The following is a 15,856-nucleotide window of genomic DNA, read 5'->3' as shown; positions in this document are numbered from 1 at the left end:
CCCGCTTTCGAAAAGGTCAGCCGACCGAAATCGCCAGCTGGTGCAGACCAGGACCTTCCGCGGTCACGGAGGTCTCGCCGTTGCCCGTGCGGTGCAGCGCGCGCACCGTCCACGAACCCGGTGCCGCGTAGAAGCGGAAGTCGCCGTCCGGTGAGGCCACGACCTCGCCGGTGAAGTCGCCGCCGCCGTCGAGCAGGCGCACGAAAGCGCCGCCGAGCGGGCCGTCGGAGCCGGTCACCTTGCCGGCCAGCACGACCTGACCGTTGGTGTCGAAGTCAGCGGGCGTGGCCGTCTGGACCGGGGCGCCGCAACCGTCGTCAGCCATTCACTTAGCTCCCAACTCGACCGGCACGCCGACCAGCGAGCCGTATTCGGTCCACGAACCGTCGTAGTTCTTCACGTCCGAGTAGCCGAGCAGCTCGTGCAGCGCGAACCACGCGATGGACGAACGCTCGCCGATGCGGCAGTAGGCGATGGTGGCCTTGGACTCGTCGATGCCGGCCTCGGTGTAGAGGTCCTTGATCTCGTCTTCGGTCTTGAAGGTGCCGTCCTCGTTGGCGACCTTGGCCCACGGCACGTTCAGCGCGCCCGGGATGTGGCCCGGCACCTGCGACTGCTCCTGCGGCAGGTGCGCCGGGGCGAGCAGCTTGCCGGAGAACTCGTCCGGCGAACGCACGTCGACGAAGTTCTTCGCGCCGATGGCCTGCACGACCTCGTCGCGGAACGCGCGCAGCGACAGGTCCTGCTCCTGGGCCTGGTACGTGGTCGGCTCGCGCTTCACGTCGTCGGCGTTGAGCTCACGGCCGTCGAGCTCCCACTTCTTGCGGCCGCCGTCGAGCAGCTGCACGTTCTGGTGGCCGTAGAGCTTGAAGTACCAGTACGCGTAGGCGGCGAACCAGTTGTTGTTGCCGCCGTAGAGGACCACGCGGTCGTCGTTCGAGATGCCCTTTTCCGAGAGCAGCTTCTCGAAGTCGTCCTTGTTCACGAAGTCGCGGCGCACCTTGTCCTGCAGGTCACTGCGCCAGTCGAGCTTCACCGCGCCGCGGATGTGCCCGTTGTCGTAGGCGGTCGTGTCCTCGTCGACCTCGACGAACACCACACCGGGTGTGTCCAGGTTGTCCTCGGCCCACTGGGTGGTGACCAGGGCGTCTTCACGGCTCATGGAGCTGACTCTCCTTCTGAGGGTTGGGCAGTGCTAGGAAGCCCGGGCCGGGCTGAAACGCTTGAGCAGCAAGTACATCTCGCAGCCGAGGCAGAAGTTGAACGCGGCGTTGAGGAACGCCGCGAACAGTGCGAACGCCGTCGCGATCACACCGAGCGGGGCCACGCCGGCGATGAAGCCGACCGTGCCCACGAGCGCGAACACGAAACCCACGGCCTGCGCGAACCGCAGCGGTGCCGCGTCCTCGCGCTCGGTCGGCGGGCCGAGCCGCGGCGCCACGAGCGCCCGGTACAGCAGGGAGTACGGCGCCGGCTTGAGCCCGACGAACGCGCCGATCGCGAACACCACAGTCTGCGCGGCCAGCAGCGGCCACCACTGCGTCACGAGCACCACGGCGAGCACGACGGTGGTGATGATCGCGGCGAACCGCGGGCCACGCGGGTCGACGGCCGGTCCGGCGGGCATGGTTCCTCCTGCTGAGGGCGAGGCGAGTGGCGTGCGAACAGCACGCGGCGACGGGTGGAGCGTGCGAAACCGGGGCTGGACGTGCTTCAGCGCCGGCGCGACGAGCGCGGACACAAGCTGCTGCGCACGCGGCACAGATCCACCGCGCGGCGCTGCGTCAGGAGGGTGATGGGCAGCTCGTCCACGCCGCCGAGGGTACCCAGCACGCCAACCGGCTGGGAACCGCGTTCATACCTTGGGACGAGTCCCGCCCATTGGGAAACAGCCGGTGAGGGCACGTCGGCGCACCCGCGCACGACACCATGCGCCTATACCCGAACACGCGACGACCGACGATGTTCCAACGAAATCGGAAAGCCGGCCCTCCAGGAGAGACCAGTCCCTCGTTCGGAGACCGGCTGACTCGGTGTCTGGCGACAAACCGGGGTAGCGGTGTTCGAGGTTCTCGTAGAGGTTCTCGTAGGTGGTAATCGAGGCTATCGAGTAGCACTGTCTGTCGAGGCAAGTGACGCGGGTCCGGCAAAGCCACGGGGTCGACCTCCGGGCGCACCATGGGGTCATGCACGACGACAACGGGTTCGACCCTGATGAGCAACCGGCCACCCGCCGGGAAATGGTGGGCGCGTACGTTCGCCGGTCCAAGCGCAAGCAAGGCGTCGGAATCCGCAAGGCCTTCGTCCAGCAGGGCGGTCGAGGGCGCCACGCGAGACCCGGCCCGCTGGCCAAGCTGGTGCGCAACAGCGATCACATCGCGCTCAACGCGTACCTGTTCGCCCGCATGCTGGGCAGCAGCGACCCGTGGGACGTCCAATTGGACTCCGGGGTGTGGGTGCGGGCGCTCAACCTCGATGACCGGCATCCGACCGCTGCTCGAAGCCTGGTTTCCAAGGCGCTACGCCGGCTGGAGGACGACAAGCTGATCACGCGGACGCGCATTGGCCGTAAGAGCGTCGTCTCCCTCAAGCACGAGTCCGGGAACGGCGACACGTACACGCAGATCACAGGCGAGCGCGACGACCCGTATTTGCAGATCCCGCTCTGCTACTGGACTAACGACTGGCACCGCAGACTCACGCTCCCCGGCCTGGCGATGTTGCTGATCGCACTGGATGCGGAGCGTCAGTTCTGGCTCCCCGCCGACGACGTCCATAAGTGGTACGGCGTTTCAGCTTCGACGGCGAACCGTGGTTACGCAGACTTGGAGGCGAACGGCCTGCTCGACTCCAAGTACTGCAAGGTCAGAAACGATCTGTCCGCCGACGGTCTGGAGCGCCGATTGATGCGGCGCCTCATCGGCGACGTCGCCAAGCCAGCGAGGAGGCCCAAGCTCGAGAAGATCGTCGCTGACGTCGAAACGGCGGCAAACCTCCCCGCGGTCCCCCGCCTGCGCGCCGTGTGATCCGCCGTTACCAGCCCTTCCGCTCTGCCGCTCGGTTTCTGTGCACCAGCTGAGTTCAGAAACCGACCCGCCTTGCGGGTCTGAGCACAGGGAGGGCCTCAGTGGCCGAACACAACAAACTCGTACGGCGACGGCCGCTTCGTCGGCGGTCGCACCCCCGATCCGAGGTGACCAATGAGTGCTCGCTCGTCGTGAAGCTCATCTGCAACGTCGCGGTGCGAATCGCAGCGGAGTGGGCCAGAGACCTGCTCTGCGACCTGTGGCACGACATCGACCGGTTCTTTTGACCGAGAGGACGGCACCCTGCTCTGGAACAGCCGGTAGCGGCTCAGTGTGCGTCCGCCGCGGTGCCGGCTTCCAGGTGCGGACGCAGGGCTTCCAGCAGCTCCGGGCCCTTCGGCACGCCACCGACGCGCAGCAGCTCGCGGCCGTCGGCGGCCAGCGCGAGCGTGGTGGGCGTGCGCAGTACCGACAGGGCGTGCGCGACCTCGGGCTGCTCCGTCACGTCGAGGTCGACGTGGTGCAGGCCGTCGGTCTTGTCGGCCAGCGCCGACAGGATCGCGCGCGTGTGGCGGCACGGGGCACAGAACGTCGTAGAGATCTGCACCAGCGTGACGGCCGCGGCCGGGTCGAGCGCGTCGGCGACCGGAGTGGGCAGCTGGGCGAGATCACGGGCCGCGGCGGCCGGTTTGGCCGCGCGCACCCGGCCGTTGCGGGCCTTCAGCAGCAGGCCGGCCACGACCGCGACCACCAGCGTGGCCAGCAGCACCCAGACTCCGGTCACCGGGCACTCACCCCTTCGACGTCGACAGGTCCGAGAAGTTCACGCCCGTCGCCTCGCCCTTGATCGTCACGGAGCCGTTGTCCACGCGCACCGCGGTCGGCGTGACCGAAAGCGGCAGCGTGCTCGTGTCGATCGAGGCGCGGAAGTTCGGCAGGAGAGCCTTCTGCACAGCTTCCGGAACGACGGTCGTCTCCTGGTCATTCCCGAACTGCAGGCGGTGCGGGGTGATGGTGATCGTCTTGTTCTTGAGCTCGATCAGCGCGAAGCAGAAGATCTCGACCTTCTGCCCGGCCACCTGCACATCACCCGAAAGGCGCACGCCGGCGATGTTGTCGTCCTCCGGCTCGCCCGCGGAGTTCGTGGGGGTCGGGTCCGACTGCTGGCCCTGGTCGGTGTCGCCGTACTTCACGTAGGCCTGGGTGCTCTGGTCGATGCGCAGGTTCTGGATCTTGTCCAGCGGCGGGATGCGCGCGATGTCCGACGCCTTGATCGTGACGGCGCCGGTGAGCTTGCCGATCTTCACGTTCTTCGTGTTGCCCGCCGTGAGGTCGGACAGCGGCGCGGTCACGTCCTCGAGCTCGGCGCTCACGCCGAGGTCGCGCAGCTCGCCGCCCACCGGCACGCCGTCGGCCGACACGGTGATGTGACTGTAGTCACCCGAGAGCGCCTGCGTGAGGAACGGGAAACCGTGGATGTCGACGGACGGGTCGTCGCTCAGGCCGAGCTGCTCGCGGGCCTTCTGCGAGATCGTGTGCTCGGCGAACGCGGCGGCTCCGAAATCGGCGCCGACCAGCAGGATCACGATGACCCCGAGCACGATCAGCCAGCGGCGGACGCGCCGTCCGCGACGCCGGTTGTCCGGCCGAGGAGCCGGTCGGTCGTCCCGCGTCACGGGCCTGCTCACCATCGCGTCGGTTCTCCTGTTCGTCGGGGGCCGGGGTGCGCGCTGGCGTTCGGCCAGGTGTGATCGATCCAGCACGAGCTAGGTGACCTGTTGTTCACCCGGTATTCTCACTCAGCACCGACCGAGCCCCACGTTCGAGGCCGCGCGCGTGGCCCCGGCCCGGCACTGGGCCGCAACTGAAGTGAAGGCGGTGTGGCTCCATGAGCCTGGACCTTCTCGTACTGACCGCGGAGACCGACCCCACCTCGGTGCTCCCGGCACTCGACCTGCTGCCCCACACCGTACGCGTCCGCGAACCCGAGGTGACGGCCCTGCTCGACGCCGGGCACCGCGACGTGATCCTGCTCGACGCCCGCAGCGACCTCGCGTCCGCGAAGAGCCTCTGCCGCCTGCTCAAGGGCGCCGACGACGACTCGAGCACCCCCGTGATCGCCGTGGTCGGCGAGGGCGGGCTGGTGGCCGTGAGCTCGGAGTGGCGCACCGACGACATCCTCCTGCCCACCGCCGGCCCCGCCGAGGTCGACGCCCGTCTGCGGCTCGCGACCACGCGCGACGGCGTGTCCGGTCAGGTCGAGGCCGAGCTGCGCGTGGGCGACCTGGTGATCGACGAGGCCACCTATACCGCCCGCCTGCGCAAGCGCACGCTCGAGCTCACCTACAAGGAGTTCGAGCTGCTGAAGTACCTCGCGCAGCACGCCGGGCGCGTCTTCACCCGCGCGCAGCTGCTGCAGGAGGTGTGGGGTTACGACTTCTTCGGCGGCACGCGCACGGTCGACGTCCACGTGCGGCGCTTGCGCGCCAAGCTCGGTCCGGAGCACGAACAGATGATCGGCACGGTCCGCAACGTCGGCTACAAGTTCGAGCGCCCCGCGAAGGCCGGGGCCAAGCAGCCGGCGCCGGCGATCGAGTCGGTGGAGGGCGCGCCGGAGTACACCGGCCGCTGATCACACTCGATTCGTCCGTCGAGCCCCTTCGACGCGGCGCCGCGCGTGGGTAATGTCGGCTTCGTGGTGGAAACAGAGCTGACGGGCTGGACAGCCGAACCGGGTGCCGACGACGTCGAGGCGATCCGTGAGGTGCTGCTGGCCGTGAAGGCGGCCGACGGGCGGCCCGAGGTCGCCGAGGCCGGTCCGTTGCCGCGCGAGTTCGCGGGCGGGCTGCACCTGCTCGCGCGCTTCGACGGCAAGCCGGCCGGCTACGCGCACCTCGACACCGACGGCGACTCCTACGGCCGGCAGGTCGCCGAGCTCGTGGTGCACCCCGACTTCCGCCGCGAAGGCGTCGGCACGGCGCTCGCGCGCGAGCTCGACGCGAAAGCGCCCGAGAGCGCCCGCGTGTGGGCGCACGGCGACAGCGCCGCCGCGGCCGCGCTCGCGAAGGGCTTCGGCCTCGGCCGGCAGCGCGAGCTGCTGATCCTGCACGTCGACGTCACCGGCGCCGACTGGCCCGAACCCGTGCTGCGCGAAGGCCTGCGGCTGCGCACCTTCGTGCCGGGGCAGGACGAGGAAGCCATGATCGCGGTCAACGCGCGCGCGTTCGACTGGCACCCGGAGCAGGGCGCGTTCACGGTCGACGAGCTGCGCGCCGAGGAAAAGCAGACCTGGTTCGACCCGGCCGGCTTCTTCCTCGCGGAGAACGCGAGCGGCGACGTGGTCGGCTTCCACTGGACGAAGGTGCACGAACCCGTGCCCGGCCGGTTCGGCGGTGAGCCGGTGGGTGAGGTGTACGTCGTCGGCGTCGATCCGGGCACGCAGGGTGGCGGTCTCGGCAAGGCGCTCACCCTCGCGGGGCTGCGGTTCTTGCGCGACCGGGGACTACGCCAAGTGATCCTTTACGTCGAAGGTGACAACGCTCCGGCACTGGCGGTGTATTCGAAGCTGGGGTTCACCCGTTTCGAAACCGACGTTCAGTACGGTCGGTAATCACGATCACCCGCGGGCACGCCCCGGGTTACTTTCTGCGTACGCGCAGGTCACGGCAGGGACACGACACCCTTTCGGCGTAGTCGTCCTGCTCACATACGGTGCCTTGTTCACTTTGCGTTCATGTGGTCAAGGGGGACCGGCCACCGGGGCTGCCTAATGTCCGGATCCGGCGCGCTGAGATGCGTGCCGATCCGGCGAAGTCTCCGAGTGGAGGAAATGCAGTGAAGATCATGCGGCCCCTTGGTGCCGTGGGCATCGTGGCGAGCGCCGCCCTGGTGCTCGCCGCCTGTGGTAGCGACCCTGCGGCGAGCAACAGCAGCAACTCCAGCTCGGCCGCCGCCCCCGCCGCCACCGGCACCGCGCAGGTCGACTGCGGTGGCAAGAGCCCCCTGTCCGGTGAAGGCTCGACGGCGCAGAACAACGCCATCGACGTCTTCAAGCAGGCCTACGGCAAGCAGTGCAGTGGCCAGCAGGTCAACTACACCGCGAGCGGTTCGGGCGCGGGTGTCAAGCAGTTCAACGGCAACCAGGTCGACTTCGGCGGCACGGACTCCCCGGCCACCGGCGCCGACCTCGCGGCCGCCACCGCGCGCTGCGCCTCCCCGGCGTGGAACATCCCGATGGTCGTCGGCCCGGTGGCCGTCGGTTACCACCTCTCGGGTGTCGACAAGCTCGTTCTCACGCCGTCCGTGATCGCGAAGATCTTCAGCGGTGGCATCAAGAACTGGAACGACCCGGCCATCAAGGCGGTCAAGGGCAACGAGAGCTTCACGTTCCCCGACAAGCCGATCCAGGTCGTCTCCCGCTCGGACGAGTCCGGCACCACGGACAACTTCCAGAAGTACCTGGGCGCGGCTGCCAAGGCCGACTGGACCAAGGGCGCCGGCAAGAAGTTCAACGGTGGCGTCGGCAACGGTGCCTCCGGCTCGAACGGTGTCGCCACCACGGTCAAGGGTGCCGACGGCTCGATCACGTACGTGGAGGGCGCGTTCGCCAAGGACGGCGTCACCCCGGCCCTGATCGACAGCGGTTCCGGCGGCGTCGCGCTGTCGGCGGAGAACGTCGCGAAGTCCCTCGACTCGGCGACCTTCCTGAACCCGGGCTCGAACGACCTCGCGCTCGACCTGAACAAGATCTACGCGAGCAACGTCGCGGGTGCCTACCCGCTGCTTCTCACCACCTACGAGCTCGTCTGCTCGAAGTACTCGAACCCGGACGTCTCGAAGGCCGTAAAGGCGTTCCTGACCACGTCGGCCACCACGGGCCAGCAGCAGCTGTCCTCCAAGGGCTACGTGCCGATCCCGCAGAGCCTGCAGGACAAGGTGCTGACCGCCGTCAAGGCGATTTCCTGACCTGTCCTCGACTTCGCTGAGTAATTAGTAGACGCTGGACAGAACCCCAGTCGATGAGCGAGTCATCCTCGACGCGAACGCCCACCGGCGGCCCCGGTGGGCGTTCGTCGTCCGCCCGAGCGTTCCCGGAGGATCCGATTTCGGACACAACATCCGCGCCGGCACCCGAAAGGCCGCCCGCGCAGGAGAAGCCGAAGAAGGTGCGGGCCGGTGACCGCATCTTCCAGAACCTGACCACCGGGGCCGGCATCTTCATCGTGGCTCTGATCGGCCTGATCGGGATCTTCCTGATCATCCAGGCCATCCCGGCGCTGCGAGTCGACAAGGTCAACTTCCTGTTCAACCACGGGTGGTCGACCAACGACCCGGAGAACATGGCGTTCGGCATCGCCGATCTCGCCGAGGTCACCGTGGCCACCTCGCTGGTGGCGCTGATCATCGCCATGCCGGTGTCGCTCGGCATCGCCCTGTTCCTCACGCAGTACGCGCCGAAGCGGCTCTCCCGTGCGTTCGCGTACGTGATCGACCTGCTCGCGGCCGTGCCGTCGATCATCTTCGGCCTGTGGGGCATCATCGTGTTCGCCCCGGCGATCGAACCGTTCTCGCTGTGGGTGAACTCCACGTTCTCGTGGTTCCCGCTGTTCGCGCCCGGCAACGTGGCGCCGAACGTGCGCGGCACGATCTTCACGGCCGGCATCGTGCTGGCGGTGATGATCCTGCCGATCATCACGTCGCTCTCGCGCGAGGTCTTCGAGCGCACGCCGACCCCGCACATCGAAGGCGCACTCGCGCTGGGGGCCACCCGCTGGGAGGTCATCCGCACCACGGTGCTGCCGTTCGGCAAGGCCGGTTACATCGGTGCGTCGATGCTGGGCCTCGGCCGCGCGCTCGGTGAGACGATCGCGCTCGCGGTCATCCTGCTCATCCCGCAGGGCCGCAACTTCGACTGGAGCCTCTTCGACGGCGGCGCGACGTTCGCGTCGAAGATCGCCGCCAACTACAGCGAGTTCAACAACGCCACCTCCGCCGGCGCGTACATCGCCGCGGGCCTGGTGTTGTTCGTGCTGACGTTCCTGGTGAACTTCGCCGCCCGGTCCATCATCAGCAAGAAGGGGGACTGAGCATGTCCACAACGCTCGAACGTCCCGCTGTGACCCCTGCGTTCCAGCAGGTCAGCCTGGCCCGCAAGGCCAAGAACGGCATCGCCACGGTGCTGGTGTGGCTGGCGTTCCTGGTCGCCGTGGTGCCGCTGGTGTGGGTGCTCTACACGGTGATCGTGAACGGCATCAAGCGCATCCCGTTCACGAACTGGTGGACCGAGGACTTCGGTTCCGTGCTCAGCGACGAGGTCGGCGGCGGTGTGCTGCACGCGATCATCGGCACGCTGGAGCAGGGCGTGATCTGCGCGATCATCGCGGTGCCGATCGGTCTGCTGGTGTCGATCTACCTCGTGGAGTACGGCCGCGGCAAGCTCGCGAAGGCCACCACGTTCATGGTCGACATCCTCTCCGGTGTCCCCTCGATCGTGGCCGCGCTGTTCATCTACGCGCTGTGGATCACCACGTTCGGCCTGCCCCGCAGCGGTTTCGCGGTGTCGCTGGCCCTGGTGCTGCTCATGATCCCGGTGATCGTCCGGTCGTCGGAGGAAATGCTGCGGATCGTGCCGGACGACCTCCGCGAGGCGTCCTACGCGCTGGGTGTGCCGAAGTGGAAGACGATCATGAAGATCGTGCTGCCGACGGCGCTGTCCGGCATCATCGGCGGCATCATGATGGCGCTGGCCCGCGTGATGGGCGAGACGGCGCCGCTGCTGGTGCTCGTGGGTTACTCGGCCTACGTGAACTGGAACCCGTTCGACGGTGAGCAGGCCGCGCTGCCGCTGGTGATGAACAACGAGCGCGTGACCAACTCGCTGGACCCGGGCAGCGTCGGCTTCGACCGGATCTGGGGCGCGGCGTTGACGCTGGTCATCATCATCGCGATCCTGAACTTGCTCGCCACACTGATCTCCCGTCTCGTCGCCCCGAAGAAGAAGTGAGTCATGGCCAAGCGAATCGACGTCAAGGACGTAGATATCTACTACGGCAAGTTCCACGCCGTGGACAGCGTCACGCTGAACGTGCCGCCGCGCAACGTCACCGCGTTCATCGGGCCGTCGGGCTGCGGTAAGTCGACCGTGCTGCGCACGCTCAACCGGATGCACGAGGTGATCCCGGGTGCGCGCGTGGAGGGCGAGGTGCTGCTCGACGGCGAGGACATCTACGCCTCCGCCGTGGACCCGGTGCAGGTGCGCCGCACGATCGGCATGGTGTTCCAGCGCCCCAACCCGTTCCCCACGATGTCCATCAAGGACAACGTGGTGGCCGGGCTTCGCCTGGGCGGCACCAAGAACCGCAAGCAGCTCGACGAGATCGCCGAGCGCGCCCTGCGCGGGGCCAACCTGTGGAACGAGGTCAAGGACCGGCTGAACAAGCCCGGCGGCGGCCTCTCCGGTGGTCAGCAGCAGCGGCTCTGCATCGCGCGCGCCATCGCGGTGCAGCCCGACGTGCTGCTGATGGACGAGCCGTGTTCCGCGCTCGACCCGATCTCCACGCTGGCCATCGAGGACCTGATCGGTGAGCTGAAGAAGGAATACACGATCGTCATCGTCACGCACAACATGCAGCAGGCGGCGCGTGTTTCCGACCAGACGGCGTTCTTCAACCTCGCCGGGGTCGGTCAGCCGGGCCGGCTGGTGGAGTTGAACGACACGGAGAAGATCTTTTCCAACCCGGACCAGAAGGCGACCGAGGACTACATCTCGGGCCGCTTCGGCTGATCGTCCGGCGTACGCGCGAAAGCGGCCCCTTCGTCCGATGTGGACGGAGGGGCCGCTTTTCGTGGTGCTGGTGATTCAGGTGTCGCCTGGGGAGCCGTTGTGCTGCGGTGTCAGCAGTCGATGCCGACGGCTCGCTTGGCGGCGTTCACCGCGGCGGTGTCGGCCGCGATCACCGCGCTGTTGGCGCCGGCGGCCCTGGCCGCGTCGAGCGCCTTCTGGGCGCCGGCGAGCCGAGCCTGGTCCAGCGCGCACGTGGAAGACGCCGAGGCGGGAGCCGCCGGAGCGGCTGCCGCCTCGGCGACCGGAAGAGCGAAGAAACCGAGGGCGATCAGTCCGACGGTGCCCGCGACCAGACGCTTGGTGTTCATTGTTCTCCTTCGCATGTCCGCGCAGCCGCGGAAACTGGTGTCAGCGAGGAGAAACTAGCGTCGGGCGGGTGCGGTTTCGGGCCGTCGGACCGAAGGGGCCCCGAGGACTGTCCGTGGGATCAGACGTTGAGGTCTTCGTCGGAGTCGTAGCCCGGCATGCGGCCGGTGACCACGAAGATCATGCGCTTCGCGACCGACACGGCGTGGTCGGCGTAGCGCTCGTAGAAGCGGCCGAGCAGCGTGACGTCGACGGCCGCCGCGACCCCGTAGGGCCACTCGCGGTCCATGAGCACGGTGAAGAGGTGACGGTGGATGTCGTCGACCTGGTCGTCCTCGGCCTCGAGGTCCTTGGCCGCGTTCACGTCCTTGGACTTGATGACCTGCTCGGCCTGGCGGGCGAGCTTCACGGCCGCGCGGCCCATCTCGGTGAAGTACGGCTTGACCGACTCGGGCAGCACCGCCTCGGGGTGGCGCCGGCGCGCGGCCTTGGCGACGTGCAGGGCCAGGTCGCCCATACGCTCGAGGCTCTCGGCGGCGTGGATGGCGGCGAGCACGGTGCGCAGGTCCGTGGCGACCGGCGCCTGGAGGGCGAGCAGCGCGTACGCCTGCTCCTCGCACTCGGCGCGCGCGTCGTCGACCTTCGCGTCGTCGCTGATCACCTGCTCCGCGAGGCCCAGGTCGACCTCCAGGAGTGCCTTGGTGGCCAGCTCCATGGCCTCGGCGACCTGCGCCGACATGGCCGCCAGGTTCGTGGCGAGCTGTTCGAGTTCGACATGGTAAGCCTCACGCATGGACACACCCTACGACGCGCATTGTCCGAATACCGCATCGCCGGGTGAACCGCACGTGAATCCGGTCTAACGAATCCCGCAGTCAGCCTTCGGTGCTCTTGGTGTCGATCTTCGACGCGCTCGCGTTGTCGGCGGTCGTGGGCTTTTCGCCCGGTAGCGGGGTGTTGTCGCGCAGCGCTTGGAACAGCGAGTCCGTTCTGGACTTCACGAGAACCTCGTTGCCGCGCTTGTTGGCGGTGCCGGTGGTGGGCACGGTCATGAAGTTGATTTTGGACGGATCGACGCCGCGCATCGACTGGGCGAGCGTCATCATCTGCTGTACGCCGAGGTTGTCGCCGAACGTGGCCTTCGCGAACGCCGTGATAAAGGCCGAGAGCTTCCCCGGGTCGAGCACCACATCGGACGACATGACCTTCTTCAGCAGCGCGCCGATGAACGCCTGCTGCCGCTTGATCCGGCCGTAGTCCGACGTCGGGTCGCCCTTCACGTGCCGCGCGCGCACGTAGTTCAGGGCCTGGTCGCCGGAGATGGTGACGTCACCGGTCTCCAGCAGGACCTTGCCGAGCACCTCGTCGTCGATCGGCTTCTCGTTCTGGATCGTGACGCCGTGCACGGCGTCGACCATGTCCTTGAAGCCGTTGAAGTCGATGCCCACGAAGTGGTTGATGCGCAGGCCGGTGATCTTCTGCACCACCTTCGTGACGCACTGCGGGCCACCCACGGCGTAGGCGGTGTTGAGCTTCGCGATGCTCTGACCCGCCACGACCTCGTCGGTGGTCGCGGACTTCGCCGGGTCCCAACGGTTGCAGTCGGGCCGCGCGATTTCCAGGTCACGCGGGAAACTCACCACGACCACGCGCTTCCGGTCCGCCGGCACGTGGGCCACCATCACGGTGTCCGAGCGCGCCCCGGGGTTGCTCTCGGCCGTCCCGACGCCCTCTTCCGCCGACGCGCCGTCGCGGCTGTCGGAGCCGACCATGAGGAAGTTCTCGTCGTTGGCCTGCGCGCCGGCGTCCTGGATGTCCGAGGAGTTCTCGTCCAGCGCCGAGACCTGGGTGAACTTGGCGTCGAACCAGTTCACCGCACCCCACGCCACGCCCGTGCCGAGCAGGATCAACGCGGCCAGCACGATGATCGCGATCCGGCCGATCCTGATGGCCCGCTCGTTGTGCCGCTGCTTCTTCTCCTGCAACCTCGTCTGCGGCGCGGCCTCTTCGGCGCTCTCCGGCGCTTCGTCCTCATCGGTGATCGCCCGCTGGATCCCGGTGGGCGCCACCACCCGCTGCAGCGCCGTCCGCGTCTGCTCGAACAACGCGACGGGCCGCGCGGTCAGCCGCGCCATCCTCTCCCGCCGCTTGTCCTCCTCCGCGATCATCTCGTCGTGGGCGGCGGAGAAGCGCGCGAGGGAGTGATCGATCTTGCGCCGGTACTGCGTCGCTTCGTCGATCGCTTCCATCTCGTCCGTCATCGTCAACGGATCGAGCTCGGACCGCGCAGGAACCCCGGCGGGGCGCGCGGGGGTGCGGCGTTGGCGGGGAGGGCGGGGTTGGCCCTGTTTGCCCGTTACGGGTGGGGTGAGCTGGGTGCGCTCGCCGACGGGGGAGGTGAGTTGGGTGCGGTCGGCGCTGGGGGTGCCGTCTTCTTGGCCGGCTTCGCTCGCTTGGCTTTCTTGGGCGTTTTGGCCTTCTTGGCCTTCTTGGCCGGGCAGTGCGGCTTGGCCGGTCTGGTTGCTCCGACCACGCCGGCTGCCGGGGCTGCCCTGGCCGCCCTGGCCGCTCTGATCGCCCGGATTGCCTTGTGTGCCTTGGCCGTTCGGTGCGCCTTGGCCGTTCTGGCCGGCTTGCGGGCCCTGCCCGGCGCGGCGACCCCGGTTGCCTTGCGCGGCTTGACCGTTCTGCCCAGCCCGACCGCGCTGGCCACCTTGACTGTTCTGGCCGTTCTGCCGGCCGCGGTCACCCTGTCCGGCCTCTTCGTTTTGGCCGCCCTGGTCGCTTTCGTCCAAGCCCTCGGCCGCGAACCCTTGGCCCGCAACGGCATTGACGCCGGCGCCGTTCGATCCCGGCCTGCCGTTGGCGCCGCCGTGGGGCCGCCGCCTGCCATTCGCTCCCGGCTTGCCGTTCGCCCCGCCGCTCCCCGGGACGCCGTGCGCGCCGGTCAGGCCACGCGGCCCCGGCATGCCCTCCGCCTCGTCGGAAGCATCCGCGGCCGGTCCGCCGCCGGGCAGACCACTGCCGGCGGGGTTGCCGTTCGGCCGGACCCGGGGGCCCGGCTTGCCATTCGGCCCAGAGTTGCCATTCGGACCGCCGCCCCCGGGCACGTCGCGCGGCCCGGTCATGCCGTTCGGACCGGCGCCCCCGGGCACGTCCCGCGGCCCGGTCATGCCGTTCGGACCGCTGCCCCCGGGCACGTCGCGCTGCGCGGCCATGCCATTCGGACCGGCGCCCCCGGGCATGTCACGCGGCCCGGTCATGCCGTTGGGGCCCGGGTTGCCCTTCGCTCCAGCGGGCGCGTCCGGTCCGGGCATGCCGCTGCCCGCCGGATTGCCATTCGGGCCGGCAGGGCCACCGGGGTGGGGCATGGAGCCGGTGGTCGGCTTGCCGTTCGGGGCCGGCCTGCCGTTGGCGCCGGGCATGGCGTGGGGCCCGGAGGTGCCGTTGGCTCCGGCGTTGCGGCGAGGACCGGCCGGGGCATCGGGGCCGGGCATGCCGCCAAGGTCGGGATTGCCGTTTGGCCCGGCCGGGGCGCCGGGGTGTGGCATGGAGCCGGTGTTCGGCATGCCGTTGGGCTTGCCGTTCGGACCGGGTTTGCCGTTCGCTCCGCCGTTGGCGCCCGGCATGGGGTGCGGGCCGGAGGTGCCGTTGGGGCCGGCGTTGCGGCGAGGGCCTGCGGGGCTGTCCTGACCGGCCATACCGCGGTGGTCGGTCTCGCCATTCGGCCCGGCGGGGGCACCGGGGTGGGGCATGGAGCCGGTGTTCGGCCGGCCGTTCGGACCAGGCTTGCCGTTGGCGCCCGGCATCGCGTGGGGGCCGGAGTTGCCAGTGGACCCGCCGTTGCGGCGGGAGCCGGCGGGGCTGTCCGGACCAGGCATCACGCCGTAATCGGGCTCGGCGTTGCGGCCGGCCGGGGCGCCAGGGTGCGGCATGGAGCCGGTGTTCGGCCGGCCGTTGGGGCCCGGGTTGCCGTTGGGACCGGCCGAGCCGTTCGGGCCTGGGGTGCCGTTGGGACCGGCAGAGCCGTTCGCGCCGGGGTTGCCGTGGGGACCGGCGGAGCCGTTGGCCGATGGCATGCCGTGCGGGCCGGGTGCGCCGGGGGTGGGGCGTCGGCCGTTGGGGCGGCGTTCGGCGGGAGCCGGGGCGGCAGCGCCGTTCGAGCCGTTCGAGCCGTTCGGGCCGGTGGCGCTGGGGTGATCGGCCGGAGCTGAGGTGCCGTGGCGGCCGGCGGATGGGTCGGTCGCCGGGAGGTCGGAGAAGTCCGGACCGTGGTCGGGCACGGCGTGGGTACCGCTCGGGGCCGGCGGCTCCGGCGCGCGGCGGCGGCCGCCGGGGAGCGGCCGGCCGGGCGAGGGCGGTTCGGGGGAGGCGCCGTGAGCAGGCGCGCCCGCGGAATGCGAAGCGGGGCCGGGTGAATCCGGCCGGAGCACGGGGCCGCCCGCCGAAGGTGCGGCGGGCGGGACGTCGTCTGCTCGGGCACGGCGGCCGCTCGGCGGAGGTTCCGTCCGCTGGGAGCGCGAGGAAGTCGAGAAGGCCTCATCGGCCAGGTGCGAAGCACCGGAATCCGAGTCGTCGGCGCGGCGCCGAGAAGAAGTCGGGTAGGCCTCGTTCGTGAGGTGGGAGGCGCCGGAGTCCGAGTGATCGGCGCGGCGGCGATTGGAGGGCGAGTCGGCGAACT

Annotated in this window: 16 protein-coding genes; 7 read left to right on the top strand and 9 right to left on the bottom strand. The window is 69.2% G+C overall.

Features of this window, described 5'->3' with window-relative positions:
* Positions 1 to 16: 16 nt before the first annotated feature.
* The 4 genes from VSH64_RS34970 to VSH64_RS34955 form a co-directional block, all read right to left on the bottom strand.
* On the bottom strand, positions 17 to 325 hold the full coding sequence (locus VSH64_RS34970; protein ID WP_326567018.1) for a DUF1416 domain-containing protein: 309 nt from the start codon (positions 323 to 325) through the stop codon (positions 17 to 19).
* Entirely contained in the window at positions 326 to 1,162 is an 837-nt protein-coding gene (locus tag VSH64_RS34965) for a sulfurtransferase (protein WP_326567017.1), read from the bottom strand.
* Between the two features lie 33 nt (positions 1,163 to 1,195).
* Positions 1,196 to 1,627 (bottom strand): DUF4395 domain-containing protein, encoded by a 432-nt coding sequence (locus tag VSH64_RS34960; RefSeq protein ID WP_326567016.1) that lies wholly within the window; start codon positions 1,625 to 1,627, stop codon positions 1,196 to 1,198.
* A gap of 86 nt (positions 1,628 to 1,713) precedes the next feature.
* On the bottom strand, positions 1,714 to 1,812 hold the full coding sequence (locus VSH64_RS34955) for a putative leader peptide (protein ID WP_326567015.1): 99 nt from the start codon (positions 1,810 to 1,812) through the stop codon (positions 1,714 to 1,716).
* A 374-nt stretch (positions 1,813 to 2,186) separates the two neighbouring features.
* Between VSH64_RS34955 and VSH64_RS34950 the strand changes: the two genes are divergently transcribed.
* Positions 2,187 to 3,026: a hypothetical protein gene (locus VSH64_RS34950; RefSeq protein WP_326567014.1), complete on the top strand. Its 840-nt coding sequence runs from the start codon at positions 2,187 to 2,189 to the stop codon at positions 3,024 to 3,026.
* 328 nt (positions 3,027 to 3,354) lie between these two features.
* On the opposite strand, the gene VSH64_RS34945 is transcribed toward VSH64_RS34950, so the two are convergent.
* Entirely contained in the window at positions 3,355 to 3,810 is a 456-nt protein-coding gene (locus VSH64_RS34945) for a TlpA family protein disulfide reductase (protein WP_326567013.1), read from the bottom strand.
* 7 nt (positions 3,811 to 3,817) lie between these two features.
* Positions 3,818 to 4,717 carry an LmeA family phospholipid-binding protein gene (locus VSH64_RS34940; RefSeq protein WP_326567012.1) on the bottom strand — a complete coding sequence of 300 codons (900 nt, stop codon included), beginning with the start codon at positions 4,715 to 4,717 and terminating at the stop codon, positions 3,818 to 3,820.
* A 197-nt stretch (positions 4,718 to 4,914) separates the two neighbouring features.
* On the opposite strand from VSH64_RS34940, the gene VSH64_RS34935 reads away from it, so the two are divergent.
* The 6 genes from VSH64_RS34935 to pstB all read left to right on the top strand — a co-directional run bounded on the left by VSH64_RS34935 (position 4,915) and on the right by pstB (position 10,809).
* Entirely contained in the window at positions 4,915 to 5,658 is a 744-nt protein-coding gene (locus VSH64_RS34935; protein ID WP_326567011.1) for a winged helix-turn-helix transcriptional regulator, read from the top strand.
* A gap of 66 nt (positions 5,659 to 5,724) precedes the next feature.
* Positions 5,725 to 6,636, top strand: a complete 912-nt coding sequence (gene mshD, locus VSH64_RS34930; RefSeq protein ID WP_326838107.1) for a mycothiol synthase — start codon at positions 5,725 to 5,727, stop codon at positions 6,634 to 6,636.
* A gap of 224 nt (positions 6,637 to 6,860) precedes the next feature.
* Positions 6,861 to 7,991: a phosphate ABC transporter substrate-binding protein PstS gene (gene pstS / locus VSH64_RS34925; RefSeq protein WP_326567010.1), complete on the top strand. Its 1,131-nt coding sequence runs from the start codon at positions 6,861 to 6,863 to the stop codon at positions 7,989 to 7,991.
* Between the two features lie 200 nt (positions 7,992 to 8,191).
* The gene (gene pstC, locus VSH64_RS34920) at positions 8,192 to 9,112 is read left to right on the top strand and encodes a phosphate ABC transporter permease subunit PstC (RefSeq protein WP_326567009.1); all 921 of its coding nucleotides are present in this window, start codon (positions 8,192 to 8,194) and stop codon (positions 9,110 to 9,112) included.
* Positions 9,113 to 9,114: 2 nt separating this feature from the next.
* Positions 9,115 to 10,029, top strand: coding sequence for a phosphate ABC transporter permease PstA (pstA, locus tag VSH64_RS34915; protein ID WP_326567008.1), 915 nt, complete (start codon positions 9,115 to 9,117; stop codon positions 10,027 to 10,029).
* Between the two features lie 3 nt (positions 10,030 to 10,032).
* The gene (gene pstB / locus VSH64_RS34910) at positions 10,033 to 10,809 is read left to right on the top strand and encodes a phosphate ABC transporter ATP-binding protein PstB (protein ID WP_326567007.1); all 777 of its coding nucleotides are present in this window, start codon (positions 10,033 to 10,035) and stop codon (positions 10,807 to 10,809) included.
* A 110-nt stretch (positions 10,810 to 10,919) separates the two neighbouring features.
* Here the strand turns inward: pstB and VSH64_RS34905 are convergent, their stop codons facing one another.
* The 3 genes from VSH64_RS34905 to VSH64_RS48580 all read right to left on the bottom strand — a co-directional run bounded on the left by VSH64_RS34905 (position 10,920) and on the right by VSH64_RS48580 (position 15,110).
* Positions 10,920 to 11,177, bottom strand: a complete 258-nt coding sequence (locus VSH64_RS34905) for a hypothetical protein (RefSeq protein WP_326567006.1) — start codon at positions 11,175 to 11,177, stop codon at positions 10,920 to 10,922.
* Between the two features lie 119 nt (positions 11,178 to 11,296).
* Positions 11,297 to 11,968, bottom strand: coding sequence for a phosphate signaling complex protein PhoU (gene phoU, locus VSH64_RS34900; RefSeq protein ID WP_326567005.1), 672 nt, complete (start codon positions 11,966 to 11,968; stop codon positions 11,297 to 11,299).
* Positions 11,969 to 12,050: 82 nt separating this feature from the next.
* Complete coding sequence (locus VSH64_RS48580; RefSeq protein ID WP_407655580.1) at positions 12,051 to 15,110, bottom strand: LCP family glycopolymer transferase; 3,060 nt, start codon at positions 15,108 to 15,110, stop codon at positions 12,051 to 12,053.
* Between the last annotated feature and the right edge of the window lie 746 nt (positions 15,111 to 15,856).

The organism is Amycolatopsis rhabdoformis (genome assembly GCF_035918295.1).
GTDB classification, from domain to species: Bacteria; Actinomycetota; Actinomycetes; order Mycobacteriales; family Pseudonocardiaceae; genus Amycolatopsis; species Amycolatopsis rhabdoformis.
Note: the sequence above shows the minus strand (reverse complement) of the source record. Positions and strands in the feature narration are given on the sequence as shown.